This is a genomic window from Paraherbaspirillum soli, from assembly GCF_042654985.1.
GTDB lineage: Bacteria > Pseudomonadota > Gammaproteobacteria > Burkholderiales > Burkholderiaceae_D > Paraherbaspirillum > Paraherbaspirillum soli.
Map to the genome: position 1 here is coordinate 338,897 of NZ_JBHSMT010000008.1, position 15,631 is coordinate 354,527.

At 57.1% G+C, this 15,631-nt stretch carries 18 protein-coding genes and 2 tRNA genes; 16 read left to right on the forward strand and 4 right to left on the reverse strand.

Annotated features, from left to right (window positions below):
* Positions 1-135: 135 nt before the first annotated feature.
* Positions 136-1,515, forward strand: coding sequence for a cache domain-containing protein (locus ACFPM8_RS04295; RefSeq protein WP_378995309.1), 1,380 nt, complete (start codon positions 136-138; stop codon positions 1,513-1,515).
* Positions 1,508-2,143, forward strand: coding sequence for a response regulator (locus ACFPM8_RS04300; RefSeq protein WP_378995311.1), 636 nt, complete (start codon positions 1,508-1,510; stop codon positions 2,141-2,143). Before ACFPM8_RS04295 ends, ACFPM8_RS04300 begins: the two co-directional genes overlap by 8 nt.
* Before the next feature lie 132 nt (positions 2,144-2,275).
* Here the strand turns inward: ACFPM8_RS04300 and ACFPM8_RS04305 are convergent, their stop codons facing one another.
* The gene (locus ACFPM8_RS04305; RefSeq protein ID WP_378995313.1) at positions 2,276-2,755 is read right to left on the reverse strand and encodes an SRPBCC family protein; all 480 of its coding nucleotides are present in this window, start codon (positions 2,753-2,755) and stop codon (positions 2,276-2,278) included.
* 114 nt (positions 2,756-2,869) lie between these two features.
* Between ACFPM8_RS04305 and ACFPM8_RS04310 the strand changes: the two genes are divergently transcribed.
* The 3 genes from ACFPM8_RS04310 (at position 2,870) to ACFPM8_RS04320 (ending at position 6,364) form a co-directional block, all read left to right on the forward strand.
* The gene (locus ACFPM8_RS04310) at positions 2,870-4,939 is read left to right on the forward strand and encodes a UvrD-helicase domain-containing protein (protein WP_378995315.1); all 2,070 of its coding nucleotides are present in this window, start codon (positions 2,870-2,872) and stop codon (positions 4,937-4,939) included.
* A 39-nt stretch (positions 4,940-4,978) separates the two neighbouring features.
* Complete coding sequence (locus ACFPM8_RS04315; RefSeq protein WP_378995317.1) at positions 4,979-5,284, forward strand: DUF4404 family protein; 306 nt, start codon at positions 4,979-4,981, stop codon at positions 5,282-5,284.
* Positions 5,285-5,464: 180 nt separating this feature from the next.
* Complete coding sequence (locus ACFPM8_RS04320; RefSeq protein ID WP_378995319.1) at positions 5,465-6,364, forward strand: recombination-associated protein RdgC; 900 nt, start codon at positions 5,465-5,467, stop codon at positions 6,362-6,364.
* A gap of 8 nt (positions 6,365-6,372) precedes the next feature.
* Here ACFPM8_RS04320 and ACFPM8_RS04325 read toward each other — a convergent pair whose 3' ends face one another.
* Positions 6,373-7,506 (reverse strand): GGDEF domain-containing protein, encoded by a 1,134-nt coding sequence (locus ACFPM8_RS04325; protein WP_378995321.1) that lies wholly within the window; start codon positions 7,504-7,506, stop codon positions 6,373-6,375.
* Between the two features lie 318 nt (positions 7,507-7,824).
* On the opposite strand from ACFPM8_RS04325, the gene ACFPM8_RS04330 reads away from it, so the two are divergent.
* Positions 7,825-8,334, forward strand: a complete 510-nt coding sequence (locus ACFPM8_RS04330; protein ID WP_378995324.1) for a hypothetical protein — start codon at positions 7,825-7,827, stop codon at positions 8,332-8,334.
* 144 nt (positions 8,335-8,478) lie between these two features.
* Here the strand turns inward: ACFPM8_RS04330 and ACFPM8_RS04335 are convergent.
* Both ACFPM8_RS04335 and ACFPM8_RS04340 read right to left on the reverse strand, forming a co-directional pair.
* A tRNA-Asp gene (locus ACFPM8_RS04335) sits at positions 8,479-8,555 on the reverse strand.
* 36 nt (positions 8,556-8,591) lie between these two features.
* Positions 8,592-8,667 (reverse strand) — tRNA-Val (locus ACFPM8_RS04340).
* A 412-nt stretch (positions 8,668-9,079) separates the two neighbouring features.
* On the opposite strand from ACFPM8_RS04340, the gene ACFPM8_RS04345 reads away from it, so the two are divergent.
* The 10 genes from ACFPM8_RS04345 to ACFPM8_RS04390 all read left to right on the forward strand — a co-directional run bounded on the left by ACFPM8_RS04345 (position 9,080) and on the right by ACFPM8_RS04390 (position 15,570).
* Positions 9,080-9,625, forward strand: a complete 546-nt coding sequence (locus ACFPM8_RS04345; RefSeq protein WP_378995735.1) for a peroxiredoxin — start codon at positions 9,080-9,082, stop codon at positions 9,623-9,625.
* A 90-nt stretch (positions 9,626-9,715) separates the two neighbouring features.
* A complete protein-coding gene (locus ACFPM8_RS04350; RefSeq protein ID WP_378995326.1) occupies positions 9,716-10,225 on the forward strand; it encodes a carboxymuconolactone decarboxylase family protein in 510 nt (169 codons plus the stop codon).
* Positions 10,226-10,391: 166 nt separating this feature from the next.
* Positions 10,392-10,868 (forward strand): energy transducer TonB family protein, encoded by a 477-nt coding sequence (locus tag ACFPM8_RS04355; protein ID WP_378995329.1) that lies wholly within the window; start codon positions 10,392-10,394, stop codon positions 10,866-10,868.
* A gap of 195 nt (positions 10,869-11,063) precedes the next feature.
* Complete coding sequence (gene rnk / locus ACFPM8_RS04360) at positions 11,064-11,480, forward strand: nucleoside diphosphate kinase regulator (protein WP_378995331.1); 417 nt, start codon at positions 11,064-11,066, stop codon at positions 11,478-11,480.
* Positions 11,481-11,607: 127 nt separating this feature from the next.
* A complete protein-coding gene (locus ACFPM8_RS04365) occupies positions 11,608-12,117 on the forward strand; it encodes a hypothetical protein (protein WP_378995334.1) in 510 nt (169 codons plus the stop codon).
* 74 nt (positions 12,118-12,191) lie between these two features.
* Positions 12,192-13,625: a dihydrolipoyl dehydrogenase gene (locus ACFPM8_RS04370; protein ID WP_378995336.1), complete on the forward strand. Its 1,434-nt coding sequence runs from the start codon at positions 12,192-12,194 to the stop codon at positions 13,623-13,625.
* Positions 13,626-13,733: 108 nt separating this feature from the next.
* Positions 13,734-14,036, forward strand: a complete 303-nt coding sequence (locus tag ACFPM8_RS04375) for an ElaB/YgaM/YqjD family protein (RefSeq protein WP_378995338.1) — start codon at positions 13,734-13,736, stop codon at positions 14,034-14,036.
* A gap of 24 nt (positions 14,037-14,060) precedes the next feature.
* Positions 14,061-14,441 (forward strand): phage holin family protein, encoded by a 381-nt coding sequence (locus ACFPM8_RS04380; protein WP_378995340.1) that lies wholly within the window; start codon positions 14,061-14,063, stop codon positions 14,439-14,441.
* Positions 14,442-14,455: 14 nt separating this feature from the next.
* Positions 14,456-14,830 carry a hypothetical protein gene (locus ACFPM8_RS04385; RefSeq protein ID WP_378995342.1) on the forward strand — a complete coding sequence of 125 codons (375 nt, stop codon included), beginning with the start codon at positions 14,456-14,458 and terminating at the stop codon, positions 14,828-14,830.
* Between the two features lie 80 nt (positions 14,831-14,910).
* Entirely contained in the window at positions 14,911-15,570 is a 660-nt protein-coding gene (locus ACFPM8_RS04390) for a YiaD family glycine zipper/OmpA-like lipoprotein (RefSeq protein ID WP_378995344.1), read from the forward strand.
* The last annotated feature ends 61 nt before the right edge of the window (positions 15,571-15,631 follow it).

Sequence of the window (15,631 nt, forward strand, 5' to 3'; positions counted from 1 at the left end):
ATTTGGCATATGGGATGCGGGAACAAGCGAAAGACTACGCAAAACAGCTACGTAGTACCACGTAGAACAGGCGACGTAGGGCGGAAAAGCGCAGCGCCTTCCGCCGCTTGCGCGACATACGGGTAAAGTAGCGCCATGAAATTACGGCAGAAAATTATTTTCCTGGCAATCGCACCGCTGATTCTGGCGTTGTGCGCGATCGCTTTCGCGGTGCGGCATCAGGCCATCTCGCTCGGACAGCAGCAACGCGTCGAGATTCAGACTGCTTATCTGGCCAGCAAGGAAGCCGAGCTGAAGCATTACGTAACGCTGGCGACGCGCTCGATTGCCCATCTTTACGACTCCGGCCGCAGCGATCCCGCCACGCTGGAAGAGGCCAAGGCGATCCTGGCCAAACTGGATTACGGCAACGACGGTTATTTCTTTGTATATGACATGCAGGGCAATAACCTGATGCACCCGCGCCAGCCGGAACTGGTCGGCCACAATCTGTGGGACATGAAAGATGTCAACGGCAGCCTGACCATCCAGCACTTGATCGAACGCGCCAAAAACGGCGGCGGGATCGAGCGCTACCTGTGGAAAAAGCCGTCCAGCCACCAGATCGCGCCCAAACTCGGTTATGTGATTGCGCTGCCGAAGTGGGGCTGGATGCTGGGCACCGGCATCTATCTGGACGATGTGGATGAGGCGCTGAACAAGATCGATGCCCAGGTTTCCGGCAATATCAGCAGCACCATGCTGTGGATTGCCGCCATCGCCATCCTCAGCGCGGTGGCGGTGGGACTGTCCGGGCTGGTGCTGAATCTGAGCGAACATCGGGTGGCCGATGCCAAGCTCAAAGTGCTGGCGCAAAGAGTGGTCCGTTCGCAGGAGGAGGAGCGAGCCCGGTTGTCGCGCGACCTGCATGACGGCATCAGCCAGTGGCTGGTCTCGATCAAACTGCAGATTGAGGCTGGCATCATCAAACTCGGCGGCGGAGCGCGGCAGGCAGCGGCGGCACAAGCGACTTTCGAACGCACTGCCAGCCAGCTCAATCATGTGCTGGGCGAGGTGCGCCGCATTTCCCAGGACCTGCGGCCGGCGATCCTGGACGATCTCGGCCTGGCCGCTGCGCTCGACCATCTGACCCATGAATGGGTGGAACATGCCGGCATCCCGATCGAGTTTTCCGCGTCTGGCGGCACCGACGGCATCTCCGATGTTGCCAACACGGTACTGTTTCGCATCGCCCAGGAAGCGCTGACCAACATCGCACGCCACGCCCAGGCCAGCCGGATCGTGATGCAATTGCAAGGCGATCAACAGGCGGTCAGCCTGACCGTGCGCGACGACGGCACCGGCTTCGATGTCGATCAAATCGATGGCAATCCGAAACGCGGCATCGGCCTGCGCAATATGGTCGAACGGCTGGAAGCGGTCGGCGGACAACTCCGGCTCAACTCATCTTCGACAGGAACCAGCCTGCTGGCGACGATTCCCTGCACCTCACCGACAAATTCTCCTTATGCTTGATAAATCCACCACCAAGATCATGCTGGTCGACGACCATCCGCTAGTGCGCGACGGCTTGCGTGCGCGGCTGGAAGCGGTACCGGCCTTTAGCGTGGTCGCCGAGGCCGGGACTGCCGAAGAAGCGCTGCAACACGCCGAGCAACTGACTATCGACTTGGTGCTGATGGATATCAATCTGCGCGGCGGCGGCGGCAATAACGGCATCGACCTGACCGCGCGTTTTCACGCCACCTTCCCCGAAATCGCGGTGCTGATCCTGAGCATGCACGACAAGACTGAGTACGTAATGCAGTCGATACAGGCCGGCGCCCGCGGTTATGTGCTGAAGGACGCGCCCGGCCAGGACATCGTGCATGCGATAGAAACCGTGATTTCAGGCGGGATTTATTACAGTGCGGCGCTGGCCCACAAGTTGGCGCGGCCGATGGCCCCGAGCCTGCTGCTCACTGCGCGCGAGCGCCAGGTGTTGCAGCACATCGCCAATGGCGAATCCAACAAGCAGATTGCGCGCGCTTTGGATCTGAGCGTGCGCACCATCGAAACCCATAGACTGAATATCAAGCGCAAGCTGGATATCGACGGTCAGGCGGAATTGATCAAGTTTGCGGTGGAGAATAATTTTCGCTGAGCTCTTCTTTATGGGCGTCTCGACAAACCGTAGCGAGCGGTTCAAGGTCGGGGCGAGAAGCGGAGCCGTACGGTTGTACGGCGAGCATCGCAGCCCCGAGATTGGGCCGCGCAGTAGGTTTTCGAGGTGCCCTTATCCGAGCTTGCCTTCTGCGGCCAGTTCTCGGATCACGCGGATGGTGTCGATATCGGCTTCCTGGTAGGCGGAGCGGCGGAAATCGTCGTAGAAATCCTGCTCGGCCTGCGCCGCCGGCTGCAGCTCGACCGCCTCGTCCTCGTACTCGAAACGCACGAACAGCAAATCCGGTTGCGGCTCTTCGATCGTCATGACCAGGCTGGAAGCCTTGAGGTCCTGCTGCTTCGGCACCTGGTAGCGGACCTGCAATTGCGGCAGATAGCTGACGATATCGCGGATCACCACTTTGCCGTAACGCAGTTCACGCGTGACCGACTGCGCCGATTGATCGGATAGGCGGCAATCGTCCAGATGCTCGACAAACAACATCGGCTGTTCCGCCCGCATGACCAGCCCGCGCCACAGCTGTTCGTGCGTCAGCGGGTCGATCAGCGGATTGAGGGGATCGTTGATGGCGATCAGATGGTTGAATTTCATGGCTGGCTCGGCAAAAAATGACAGTAAGCGGATTGTCCCATATTCGGCGATCCGGCTGCGCGCCTGAGCGCACTGTTAAAATACAGCGCTTTGCTTCTTCCTGGTCAGCCGCTGATGTCGTCCTCATCCTCTCCCGGTTTCGGTCTAAATGCCCCACAGTACGCAGCCGTCAAATACATGGACGGCCCATGCCTGGTGCTGGCAGGCGCGGGCTCCGGCAAGACCCGCGTCATCACGCAGAAAATCGCCCATTTGATCGAGGATTGCGGCTACGAACCGCGGCATATTGCCGCGTTGACCTTCACCAACAAGGCCGCAACCGAGATGCAGGAACGGATCGCCAAGCTGCTGAAAGAGCCGAAACAGGCCAAACATATTACGGTCAGCACTTTTCACTCGCTGGGAGTCAAGATCCTGCGCCAGGAGGCGCGCGAGCTGGGCTTGAAAGACCGCTTTTCGATCATGGATAGCGACGATTGCTTTTCCATTGTGCAAGATCTGGCGATCACCACCGACAAACAGTTGATCCGTCGCATCCAAACCGCGATGTCACTGTGGAAAAACGGCCTGGTCGACCCGGAACAGGCGATCAAGCAAGCAGTCACCGAAGACGAGGCCCAAGCGGCCCGCATCTACCGCAGCTATGTGGCGACGCTGGCGGCTTATCAGGCGGTCGATTTCGACGACCTGATCCGCTTGCCGGTGGAATTGTTCCGCAGCAATGAGGCGGTGCGCGACAAGTGGCAGCGCCGCCTGCGCTATCTGCTGGTGGATGAATATCAAGATACCAACACCTGCCAGTACGAACTGGTCAAATTGATGGTCACCGGGATCGGCAAGAAGCCCATGTTCACCGCCGTGGGCGACGACGATCAGGCGATTTACGCCTGGCGCGGCGCCACCATCGAAAACTTGAAAACGCTGCAGGTCGATTTTCCCGATCTGAAAGTAATCAAGCTGGAGCAGAATTACCGTTCCTCAACCCGCATCCTGCAAGCCGCGAATGCGGTGATCGGCAACAATCCGAAACTGTTTGAAAAGTCGTTGTGGTCGGAGCACGGTCTGGGCGATCCGATCAAGGTAATGGCCATGGCGGACGACGAGCAAGAAGCCGAGCAGGTGGCCATCATGCTGTCCGCCCATCGCTTTGAGCGACGCGCCAAATTTTCCGATTACGCGATCCTATATCGCGGCAATCATCAGGCCCGCATTTTCGAAAAAGCCCTGCGCCGCGAGCGCATCCCGTATGTGATGTCGGGCGGCCAAAGCTTTTTCGACAAGGCCGAAATCAAGGACATCATCAGTTACCTGCGCCTGATCGCCAACTCCGACGACGATCCGGCCTTCATCCGCGCCATCACCACTCCGCGGCGCGGCGTCGGCCAAGCCACGCTGGAAGTGCTGGGCACGGTCGCCGGACAGTGGCAGTGCTCGCTGTTTGAAGCCGTCTTCAAGGGTGGAATCGAAGCCAAGCTGACCGACCGCCAGCTGTATCCGCTGCGCGAATTTTGCAATTTCATCAATCAACTGGAAGCGCGCGCCAGCCGCGTCGGCCCGGCCGGCAGCGGCGAGAACGCGGCCGCGGTGCTGGACGACATGATGAAAGAAATCAATTACGAGCATTATCTGTACGACTGCTTCGACGACCGCCAGGCGCAGGGCAAGTGGCAGAACACGCTCGACTTCACCAATTGGCTGAAAGACAAGGGCAACGGCGGCAAGGATGGCGCCGGCGAAGAAAAGAATTTGCTCGAACTGACCCAGATGGTGGCGCTGATGTCGATGCTGGAAGGCCGCGACGAAGAGCCCGACGCGGTGCGCATGTCGACGCTGCACGCGTCCAAGGGACTGGAATATCCGCACGTGTTCCTGATCGGCGTCGAAGAAGGCATCCTGCCGCACAAGGGCGATCCCGACGCCCCGATCGAGACCATCGCCGCGCGGATCGAGGAAGAACGCCGCCTGATGTACGTCGGCATCACCCGCGCCCAGCGCAGCCTGCATGTCAGCTGGTGCAAAAAGCGCAAGCGCGCCGGCGACAGCGTGCATTGCGACATGTCGCGCTTCATCAAGGAAATGCGCTTGGACGAAGGCGATGCGGTACCAAAAGAAGAAGAACAAATCACGCCGCAAAACCGGCTGGCGAGTTTGAAGGCGCTGTTGCAGAAGCCGCGAGCGGCGTGAGATGATAAGTCCACGCGCCAATCAAAGGAGTTGCACATCATGACCATCGACAGCATCAAGGCATCACTCCAGAAACTCCACGCCGAACTGGAAAGCAGCGGTCCGGTCGATGCTGAATTGAAGGCGCTGTTGCAGACGCTGGACAGCGATATTCAACAACTGCTGGAAAAGAACCCGACCGAAACACCTGCCGCGACAGTGACGGCAGTGGCCCCTGAAGCCGAAATCCGCTCCGAGCTGGTCATGCGCGCACAAGAAATTTCCGCCCGTCTGGCAGCCAACCATCCGCTGCTGGAAGCCGTGTTGCGCGACATCAGCCGCAGGCTGGCCGACATGGGGATTTGATCCTTATTTGATCGCTATTGCAGTAATCTTGCCCCCTCCCTGTTATTTAATATTTACCAAGATCGCCATTTGAAACGCTGACGATTCGTCAACATCGTCACGTCACCCTGCGTGCGATTTTGCGGTCCGACGGATCGTCTCAGCGTGTAAAATGGCGCCTCTTTTTTCTTGCGGAACGCCATGTGGTTTAAGAACCTTCAGATTTACCGAATCCCCGCACCGTGGGCCATTTCTGCCGAACAACTGGAGGCGTTTCTGGCGCCGCAGGCGTTCGCCAAGTGCAGCAGCCTGGAGTTGCAAAGCCAGGGCTGGCTGTCGCCGCGCGAAAACGGCATGCTGGTGCATACCGTCAATCGTCAGATGATGATTTTGCTGGGCACCGAAAAGAAATTGCTGCCGGCCACCGTCGTCAACCAGGTCACCAAGGCGCGCGCCGCCGAGATCGAGGAGCAACAAGGTTTTGCCCCCGGCCGCAAGCAACTGAAAGACCTCAAGGAACAAGTCACCGACGAGCTGCTGCCGCGCGCTTTCAGCATCCAGCGCAATACTTGGGTCTGGATCGACCCGGTCAATGGCTGGCTGGTGATCGATGCGTCCAGCCCGGCCAAGGCGGAAGAAATCTTGAAGTTGTTGCTGGCCTCGGTCGACAAGCTGCAGATCTCCGGCCTGCGCACCGCGCACTCGCCATTGACGTCAATGACCAACTGGCTGGCCGCCGACGAAGCGCCGCACGGCTTCACCGTCGATCAGGACACTGAATTACGCGCCACCGGCGAAGGCAAGGCCACCGTGCGCTATGTCCGCCATACGATAGAAGCTGACGACGTCCGGCGCCATATCGCCGCCGGCAAGCAATGCACCCGGCTGGCGATGACCTGGGCCGATCATATTTCGTTCGTGCTGACCGAATCGCTGGCGATCAAACGCATCGCGCCGCTGGACGTGCTGAAGGAAGGCAACGACACCAGCAGCAAGAACGACGATGAACGCTTCGACTCGGACATGATGCTGATGACCGGCGAGCTGAGCAAGATGCTGGCCGACCTGGTGTTTGCGCTGGGCGGCGAACCGGAAGTCTAGCAGGGCGTTCAATATCCCTTTATGGTGACGGTCACGCCGTCATTATTATCAAAACTATCAGGGCTGATCATGACCCGATTGCGGCCGGCAGCTTTGGCCGCATACAAGGCCATGTCGGCCCGCTGGAAAGCTTCCTTGACGCTTTCGCCGGCACGGAAATCGGTGATCCCGATCGAGGTGGTCAGCACGATCCCCTTGCCGAATTTGCTCCAGTCAAACATCTCGGTGCCGGCACAGATCCGGTCTAGTGCAGTCACCCCTTCCTCCACCGTCGTATCGGTCAGCACCAGCACAAACTCGTCGCCGCCGTAACGCGCAAAATGGTCGCTCAAGCGCATTTCATTGCGCACGATCTCGACAAACGTCTTGAGCACCTGATCGCCGGCACTATGGCCGAAATTATCGTTAACCGATTTAAAGCCATCCAGATCAAGGATCGCGATACAGAACGGCGTCCCGCCGCGCTGGAAGCGCTTTTGCTCGATCGCCAGGATGCCCATCAAGGACCGGCGGTTTTCAATATTGGTCAATTCGTCGCGAGTAGCCAGTGCGCGCGCGCGCTGCATTGCCAGCAGCAGCTCGTGATTTTTCACCGTGATCCTGCGCCGGATGCGGCTCAGCATATTGGTCAGATAAATACTCCGGCCCAAGGTCAGGATGAAGGTTGCACATACCAATAACTGGCTGAAATAAGTGGCAACCGGAAGGCTCAAGTGAGTGCCGGCCAGGCCAAAGGCCAGCAGCAGCGCCAATGAACCGACCAGCCAACTGATGACATACAGGAAAGTGCTGAGACCGAGCGCGCCGCAGGTGTAGACGAGAAACAGATTGATCAGGAACAGGTAGCCGACTTGCGGCGCCAGGATCACAAAACCGGCCTGCTGCAGCACCGCCGTCACCAACTGCCAGAAAGTCATGCTGGGGTCTTTAAAGCGCCGGTTGAGGCCGCTCTTGACCAGCAGATAGAAGAAGCCGTTGATGCCAACCACAGAGGCCCCGTACAGCAGCGCGATATGGCTATGGATGACGCCGGCGTGCACAAATCCACACAGCAACAACACGTCCAGCAGCCCGCTTGTGGCGACTCTTCCAAGCATGCGCAGGGTCAACAAATTAATTTTTTCTCGTCGTTGCTGTTTCATGTCTTCTACTTCCCGTTGATCGCCATTTATTTTTGACACCTATTGGCACCAACCAGCCACGCATGACATACAGCAATTCATTTTTTCTGAGAAATGGATGCAAGACATATTTCCGTGCGAATACAAAAGCGCCATATTCTGGCTATCGCAGGGATGCGGGATTAAGTTATCTATCAAAATAATTGCACTACAGATATTCTATAGCCTACTGGGACTTTATTTCTTTTCTACATTGATCGACAACGTAAAAGCGTGGCGCAGATAGTACAAAAGTACCGCAAAGCCAGCGCTAAAAACCATTTAAGGGATTAAAAAAGAGTGAGAGTCATTATTTTGCTGTTAGTTGCTGCCGGGCTAGGCAGTTGGTATTGGAATCGTCAAAATTCCATCAGTGAAGAAAGCGTCAATCGCTTTTATCAGACTGAAACCGAACATTTCATGAATGGCCGCAGCAAAGAGCTGTGCGCGATGCTGACCAAGGATTTCGTGCGGATCGGCGTGAATTCCACCAGCCAGGGACGGATTCGGGAAAATGCCAACAAGGAAGAGTCCTGCGACAAACTGACAAAAATGTTTGGAGCCTTGGCCCAATCCGCACAGTTGTCGACGGAATATCGGATAACGATCAACCACATCGAGATCGCGCCAGACAACAAAAGCGCCGAGGTGACCAAAACAACTTATATCAGTATGGGGATAGACTCGATCGGCCGCGTCGCCGAGACCAGCGACAAAAGCACCGATACCCTGGTGATTCGCAACGGCCGGGTGCTGCTGCAAAAGTCTGAAGGGGGTGGGATCACGCGGACTATCGGCGATCGCTTTTGATTGGCCTTGGAATCCGTTTAAGACCGTGAGCGTGCAGCGCCTGTGCCTCGCTCATGGCCGTAGCAATCAAATCTTGCGCAAGGCCGTAGAAATACGGCGGCGGAAATAAAAAAAGACGACCTTGCGGTCGTCTTTTCTATGTTCTGGCGGAGTGGACGGGACTCGAACCCGCGACCCCCGGCGTGACAGGCCGGTATTCTAACCAACTGAACTACCACTCCTAAACTGCTGCTTCATTTAACGACTGTTTGGCCACCTGGTGGGTGCTGAGAGGCTCGAACTCCCGACCTACGCCTTGTAAGGGCGCCGCTCTACCAACTGAGCTAAGCACCCAAAATCCCGCTTAGTCAGCCAAACTTTCGTAACGTATGTCACTACGTCTGAAGGGTGCAGATTGTACAACCGTTTTTTTAAATTAGCTAGCATTTCGATGAAATTTGTTTTTCGGGTCTCCACCGCACCTCAAATACAAGCCGACTCCCCCGGTAAATCCGCTGCCATCCCGGCTATGCAGCGACGGCACACAATAGGGGTCTCTGCTATTCTTTCGCCTGAATTGATTTCCCTAAAGGGAATTCCAAATTCATGTCGACCGTCGAGTGCTTGCCGCCTGGTACAGATTGTTTCGGGTGGCGCCTGGCAAGATCGACCGCGTCAGGAGCGAGCTATCGCCTCCATAGGAATATACAATTTAGACTATCATAAATTTGTATATAATTAGTTTTTTCTATTGAAAGGAATCATGATGAAAACAATCGGACAATCCCTCGCCCCATTCAAAGTTGAAGGCGTAAAGCCGGGCTTCAACCTGCCGGAAGAAAACGGCGTATCGGCATTTGAAACCATCACCGAAACCTCGTTTCCCGGCAAATGGAAAATCCTCTACTTTTACCCAAAAGATTTCACTTTCGTCTGCCCAACCGAAATCGTTGCCTACAACAAGCTGGCACGTGACTTCGAAGACCGCGACGCTATTTTGCTGGGCGGCTCCACCGACAACGAATTCGTCAAACTGGCATGGCGTCGTGAGCACAAGGACCTGAGCAAGCTGGGTCACTGGCAATTCGCCGACACCACCGGCGCTTTGATCGACCAACTGGGCATTCGCCACGAAGCAGGCGTCGCACTGCGCGCCACCTTCATCGTCGACCCTAACAACGTCATCCAGCACGTTACCGTCAACAACCTCGACGTCGGCCGCAACCCGGAAGAAACACTGCGTATTCTGGACGCGCTGCAAACCGGCGAACTGTGCGCCTGCAACCGCGAAGTCGGCGGCGAGACCCTGTAATAAGCTGCCTGGGTCAGTAAGTAATCAACGCCCGCGAGCCTGGCTCACGGGCGTGCAGTAATTTTTAAAAATAAGCCTTAAGGAAAAACTATGGATATGCTTCAACTACGAGATGCCATCCCGAGCTACGCCAAGGATGTCTGGATCACCCTCGACGGCGCGTTAAACAAATCCGGTCTGGCGCCGGAAGTCGCAGCGGCCGCCGGCATTGCAGCGGCCATCTCGGCGGGCAGCCCGCAATTGGTGAAGGCGTTCCAGGGTTTGACCACGGAGGCTGAAGCGACTGCGGCCAAAACCGCCGCCGCCATCATGGGCATGACCAACATCTGGTATAGCTATCTGGATTTGGCGGATGATGCCGAACTGAAGCAGCAGCCGCCGCAAATCCGGATGCAGGCCTATGCCACGCACGGCGGCGTCGAAAAAAAGCACTTCGAGATTTATACCCTGGCGGCATCGATCGTCGGCAAATGCCGCGGCTGTGTCTCTGGCCATATCGCAGAGCTGAAAAAGCTGGGAATTACGCCAGCTGAACTAAGGGATATCGGCAAACTGGCGGCAGCTGTCAACGCCACCCACAAGCTGCTGAGATTGAACTGACCTTAGCTGAACTGACGTCGTAATTTGAAGTCCAAAAAAAGCCATCGACGCTGTCGCTGGCTTTTTTAATGTCACGCTGACTTCTGCGCGTCTTCGGTTGAACAGGTCCCCGACAAGGAATTGGCAATCTTTAACGCGTGTCGCCATTTCTGATTGGGAGGACGCGATGAAAGCCGGAATACCTGCTTGGGCAATTGGGCTAGTCGCACTGGTGTTGGCCGCCTGCTCCACCAGACTTTTCGAAGTACGCCCCGATCTGCGCCCCGCGCCAACCACGCCGAGCGGCACCTCAACCTCGACCACACTGGAAAGTTACAAGCGCGATCTGGCGCAAAGAATTGTCGCCGTCAACTCGACCCAGGTATACGTTGGGCGGCCGCAAGCCTTGCTGCGGGCAGTGATCGTGCTGAAATATTACGTCGATGCCGAGGGCAGGCTACTGCGCACAGAAATACTCCGCTCCAACAAAGACCGCAATGCGGAAGCCGTTGCGGTATCAGCGATAAAGCGTGCCGCGCCCTTCCCCAAACCGGAACGCAATCTACTGCGCCGAGGCGAAGTCGAAATAGCGGAAAGCTGGTTATTCAATAGCGATGGGCGCTTCCAGTTGCGCTCAATTGCGGAACCGCAAATGGGTGAATAACCCGTCCGATTGCGCCGGCTTTAGCAAATTGCGATGCGCAATCCGCCGACGTTCGCGGCCTATCCCCCGACTTGCTTCCGCTACGCTTCTCGCCTACCATCAGACTTCTTGCTCAAGCGCAGGAAACAACGTCGAGTGACGTCTTCACTATCATGCGTTCGCGCTTTGATTCGCTTACTTTTCTGACGAGGCAGCATGACCATGGAACTTAAACCACCAATTACTATATCCAGTTTCGACCTGGCGCGAATTGAGCAGCTGCTGGAATCCAATGCCTACCGCAATCTGCCGGGAATCGATGCCCTGCAGAGCGAGTTGGGCCGCGCCAAGGTTGTCGTCCCGGAAGAAATCCCGCCAGGCTTGATCACGATGAATTCGGCAGCACGTTTCGTCGATGACACCACGGGTGCCGAATACAACCTGACGCTGGTTTATCCCGGCCCGGCCAACCCGCCTGATTCCGTATCGATCCTGGCGCCGGTCGGCAGCGCCTTGCTGGGACTATCCGTGGGCCAGTCGATTTCCTGGCAAGTGCCGGGCGGCCGCGCGTTGCAGCTGCGCGTACTGGAAGTGAAATATCAACCGGAAGCCAACGGCGAGTTCCACCTTTAAGAAAACACGCCAAGAAAGCGCAGACCAAGATTTTTTTCGTCCGTTTTAAGCAATCACAAGTTGCAAACAGGATGCTTCATCATGCACGGTGGAGGATCCTGCCCATCATGATTTACGACAGGTCACCATGTTAACCGCAGATTATCAGCGCCCCGCCAAGCTTTACCGGTATTCGGAACGGCAATGGCTGGAGCGCTCGTTGGCGCTCGGAGAATTCCGTTTGCGCCCCCCCGCAGAAAATCTGCAAATCAATCATCTTCACAATCCGCGGCCGGCAGGAACCCCTGCCCTGCCACAGTTGCTGACCTTAAGCATGAGCAGCATCGGCGACGATAAATTGTTCGATGTATTTTCGCCGTCGGATTGCTGCCTGATCATTCATAACACTGAAGAATTCGGCGAGCGCATTCATCGCGCGGCGCAACGCGTACTGCCGAACTGGGCCGGGATTGACGCCGCCATTTGTTACGGCAAGCAAAGTCCCCTAGGCGCGGCGTTTTCCAAAAATAAGCGCGACGCGGCTCAGCACGAATGGCTGTTTGCATGGCGGCCGGCACAACCGACAATCACGCTACGGCCCATCATTATCCGCATAGGCAACATCGAAGGCATTGCAGAATTACGCGACCGCGCATGATCGCCGCCTGACGCTTCATACGCAAGGCCGGAAGGTTTCCGTAGCTCAGTTCCAATAACGAGGCGAGGTCGGACATGGATAACTTGACAGTGGATGTTGCCGTCATCGGCGTTGGCACAGCGGGTCTTGCCGCATATCGCGCAGCAAAAAAGCAAGGCCGGCACGCCATCTTGATCGAGGGCGGCCCTTACGGTACGACCTGTGCACGGGTTGGCTGCATGCCGAGCAAACTGCTGATCGCAGCGGCCGACGCGGCACAGACGATCAGGCGCGCGCCGGCTTTCGGCGTGCATCCGGGTCCGCTTCGGATCGACGGCCGGCAAGTGATGGCGCGCGTACGCACCGAGCGCGATCGCTTTGTCGGCTTTGTGCTGGATGGCGTCGACAAAATTCCCGTCGCCGACCGCTTGCGCGGTCATGCGCGCTTTATCGACCCGCGCCGCTTGCAAATCGGCGATCACACCACGGTGACGGCGGGACGGATAGTGATCGCCACCGGTTCCAGCCCATCTATCCCGGAACAGCTGCAACACCTTGGCAAGCACGTAGTAGTCAATGACGATGTGTTCGACTGGGACGATTTACCTGAATCGGTGGCAGTCGTCGGTACCGGCGTGGTCGGACTGGAGTTGGGCCAGGCATTGCATCGGCTAGGCGTCAGGGTGGCGATATTCGGGCGCAGCAACAGGATCGCGCAATTAACCGATCCGGTGGTGCTGGAAAGCGCCACCGCTTGTTTTTCCGACGAACTGGATCTGCGACTGAACACGCACATTGTCTCGGCCCAATTGCAGGACCAGCAAGTCGCATTGCATACCCGTAGCGCCGACGGCAGCGAACGGGTCGAACGCTTCGCGCTAATCCTCGCGGCGGCTGGACGCAGTCCCAATGTGGCGCAACTGTCATTGGAAAATACCGGCCTGGAGCTGGACCAGCAAGGGATCCCGACATTTGATCCGGCCACCATGCAATGCGGCGACAGCGCCATTTTTATCGCCGGGGACGTCAACCTGCAACGTCCGGTATTGCACGAGGCGAATGTTCAAGGGATCGAGGCCGGCAAAAATGCAGCCCTCTATCCGGATCCGGAAAGCGCTGCCGACCGCGTTCGCTTCAGCATCGTGTTTTCCGAGCCGCAAATCGCCATGATCGGACAAAGTTACCGGACATTGGAGAGCACCGGGCCGGGGACTTTTGCGATCGGCGCGGTGTCTTTCCAAGATCAGGGACGGAGCCGCATCATGCTACAGAATCATGGCACTTTGCGCGTTTATGCCGAACACGGATCCGGGCGGCTGTTGGGAGCCGAACTGGCCGGGCCGCGCGCCGAACACTTGGCACATTTGCTGGCCTGGGCCTGCCAGAGCAAGATGACCATTAGCGATATGCTAGCGCTGCCGTTCTATCATCCGGTGGTCGAAGAAGGTTTGCGCACCGCGTTGCGCGATGCCCAATATCAGCTGACGCATGCAAGCACTTCCGACGACATGTCGATTGTTGGCAGATAGCCATGACAGCCTGTATCATCATTGGCGATGCAGCGCCGGCAACACCGCTGTCAGCTTTCCAGAAAGCTATTCGCTATACTTGCATTTTATAAATGAAGGAGCCGCACAATGTATAAGTCCACCCTGAAAACAACTAGAAGCGACATCAGAACTCTGGTGAGGGACGCACAGGAATTATTCCGGGAAGCGGCGGCAAGCACCGGCCAAAAAGCCGAGGATTTACGTGTTAGAGGTTTGGAGTTGCTCGACTCGGCGGTTGCCACGGCACAAGACGTGCAAGCAGTAGCACTCGAAACCGGCAAGGAAATCGCCGCATCGACCGACGATTACGTACAGGAAAATCCATGGCGCGCGGTCGCCATTTCCGCAGGCATCGGCTTGCTGGTCGGCCTGGTCATCGCCCGTAAATAATTGCAGCATAACTTTCAGGCACGCATGAACCCACAATCACCCAAACGCCCGGGTCTGGTGTCCGGCCTGGTCGGCACTGCCAAAAGCTTGTTTGCGCTGATGATCAGCCGCATCGAACTGGCCGCGCTGGAATTCTCCGAGATCGGATCCCACCTGCTCAAGCTATTACTGGTCTGCGCGTTCAGCATGGTCGCGCTGTGGTTTGCGCTTGCATTCTGGAGTGCGCTGGTGGTGGTTCTTGCGTGGGATGCTCTGGGATACAAAATATTGCTGATTCTGGCCGTGCTGTTCACCATCGTTGCGATCGGAGCGGGTCTCTATGTGCGTAGCGTACTCCGGCAAGGCCGGCTCGGCTTGCCGGTCACCATCGCAGAGTTGCGCAAGGATCGCGATGCATTACTTTAACCATGAGGCCTGACATGATCAATCACGCAGGACCGGATACAAACCATCGTTCGCCGGCAGAGCGCAAGCGGCAACTGGTGCAGGAAGGCGCCGCATTCCGCGCCGAAATGATCAATGCGCGCAATGTGGTCAGGGCCAGCCTGAACAGCAGATCGCTCGTGACAAATTTATTCGGACGAGTCGCAGGGATCGCCTCTTCGCTGTTCGATAAGCCGTTAAATATCAAACCCGGCAATTTACAATCCCTGGCGCCGCTATTAATGGCTGGCGTGTCATTGCTGTCAAAGCGCGGCGCTCGCAAGACAGTCCTGATCGGTGGCGGAATCATTGCTGCAATCGCTGCGGCCACTTATATGAACAGCCGCAATGCAACTAAAGATGATGAGTAGCATCTATCCAGCCGGGGAAACGATGCGAGATTTCTCGGTCGCCCTTGCTTAAACGAACTCCAACTTCGAGAGAAACGAACATGACTACACTTAAAATTGGCGCCCTGACATTGGCCGCAACAATGGCAATCACCGGCTGTGCCGACATGACGCCGACCCAACGCGGCACCGCAACCGGCGCCGGTGTTGGTGCTGGCGTCGGCGCCCTGCTCGGTGCGGTTACCGGTCCAGGCGGCGGCGGCCGTGCTGCCGGCGGCGCAGCGATCGGCGGCGCAATCGGCGCCGTGGTCGGCAATATCTGGTCGAACAAGATGGAAAACCAAAAACGAGCAATGGAACAGGCCACCCAGGGCACCGGCGTCCAAGTCAGCCAGACTGCCGATAATCGCCTGAAACTGGATATTCCAAGCGACATTTCGTTTAATACCGGCAGCGCCGATATTCAACCGAATTTCCGCGCCGTTCTCGAACGATTCGCAACGACATTGGAAGAGAACCCGGCCACTGTAGTGACCATCATCGGCCATACCGACAATACCGGCAGCGATGCCATTAACGATCCGCTGTCCTTGCATCGTGCTACACGTACGCGCGACTTCCTGACAGGTCGCGGTGTCTCGCCGAATCGCTTCAGTATCGACGGCCGCGGCTCGCATGAACCGTTGGTTGCCAATAATAGCGATGCCAACCGCGCCAGAAACCGCCGTGTGGAAATCTTTGTTGCAGAACAGCAGCGCTAATTGAAAGACTCGCCGGGGCAAATCAGCACTTATCCCCGACCATAAAAAAAGCCGACTCGCG

What these genes read in the sequence shown, in the direction of transcription:
- ACFPM8_RS04295 (WP_378995309.1), top strand. Translation starts at nt 136, where the DNA reads ATGAAATTACGGCAGAAAATTATTTTCCTGGCAATCGCACCGCTGATT.
- ACFPM8_RS04300 (WP_378995311.1), top strand. Translation starts at nt 1,508, where the DNA reads ATGCTTGATAAATCCACCACCAAGATCATGCTGGTCGACGACCATCCG.
- ACFPM8_RS04305 (WP_378995313.1), bottom strand. Translation starts at nt 2,755, where the DNA reads ATGAAATTCAACCATCTGATCGCCATCAACGATCCCCTCAATCCGCTG.
- ACFPM8_RS04310 (WP_378995315.1), top strand. Translation starts at nt 2,870, where the DNA reads ATGTCGTCCTCATCCTCTCCCGGTTTCGGTCTAAATGCCCCACAGTAC.
- ACFPM8_RS04315 (WP_378995317.1), top strand. Translation starts at nt 4,979, where the DNA reads ATGACCATCGACAGCATCAAGGCATCACTCCAGAAACTCCACGCCGAA.
- ACFPM8_RS04320 (WP_378995319.1), top strand. Translation starts at nt 5,465, where the DNA reads ATGTGGTTTAAGAACCTTCAGATTTACCGAATCCCCGCACCGTGGGCC.
- ACFPM8_RS04325 (WP_378995321.1), bottom strand. Translation starts at nt 7,506, where the DNA reads ATGAAACAGCAACGACGAGAAAAAATTAATTTGTTGACCCTGCGCATG.
- ACFPM8_RS04345 (WP_378995735.1), top strand. Translation starts at nt 9,080, where the DNA reads ATGAAAACAATCGGACAATCCCTCGCCCCATTCAAAGTTGAAGGCGTA.
- ACFPM8_RS04350 (WP_378995326.1), top strand. Translation starts at nt 9,716, where the DNA reads ATGGATATGCTTCAACTACGAGATGCCATCCCGAGCTACGCCAAGGAT.
- ACFPM8_RS04355 (WP_378995329.1), top strand. Translation starts at nt 10,392, where the DNA reads ATGAAAGCCGGAATACCTGCTTGGGCAATTGGGCTAGTCGCACTGGTG.
- rnk (WP_378995331.1), top strand. Translation starts at nt 11,064, where the DNA reads ATGACCATGGAACTTAAACCACCAATTACTATATCCAGTTTCGACCTG.
- ACFPM8_RS04365 (WP_378995334.1), top strand. Translation starts at nt 11,608, where the DNA reads ATGTTAACCGCAGATTATCAGCGCCCCGCCAAGCTTTACCGGTATTCG.
- ACFPM8_RS04370 (WP_378995336.1), top strand. Translation starts at nt 12,192, where the DNA reads ATGGATAACTTGACAGTGGATGTTGCCGTCATCGGCGTTGGCACAGCG.
- ACFPM8_RS04375 (WP_378995338.1), top strand. Translation starts at nt 13,734, where the DNA reads ATGTATAAGTCCACCCTGAAAACAACTAGAAGCGACATCAGAACTCTG.
- ACFPM8_RS04380 (WP_378995340.1), top strand. Translation starts at nt 14,061, where the DNA reads ATGAACCCACAATCACCCAAACGCCCGGGTCTGGTGTCCGGCCTGGTC.
- ACFPM8_RS04385 (WP_378995342.1), top strand. Translation starts at nt 14,456, where the DNA reads ATGATCAATCACGCAGGACCGGATACAAACCATCGTTCGCCGGCAGAG.
- ACFPM8_RS04390 (WP_378995344.1), top strand. Translation starts at nt 14,911, where the DNA reads ATGACTACACTTAAAATTGGCGCCCTGACATTGGCCGCAACAATGGCA.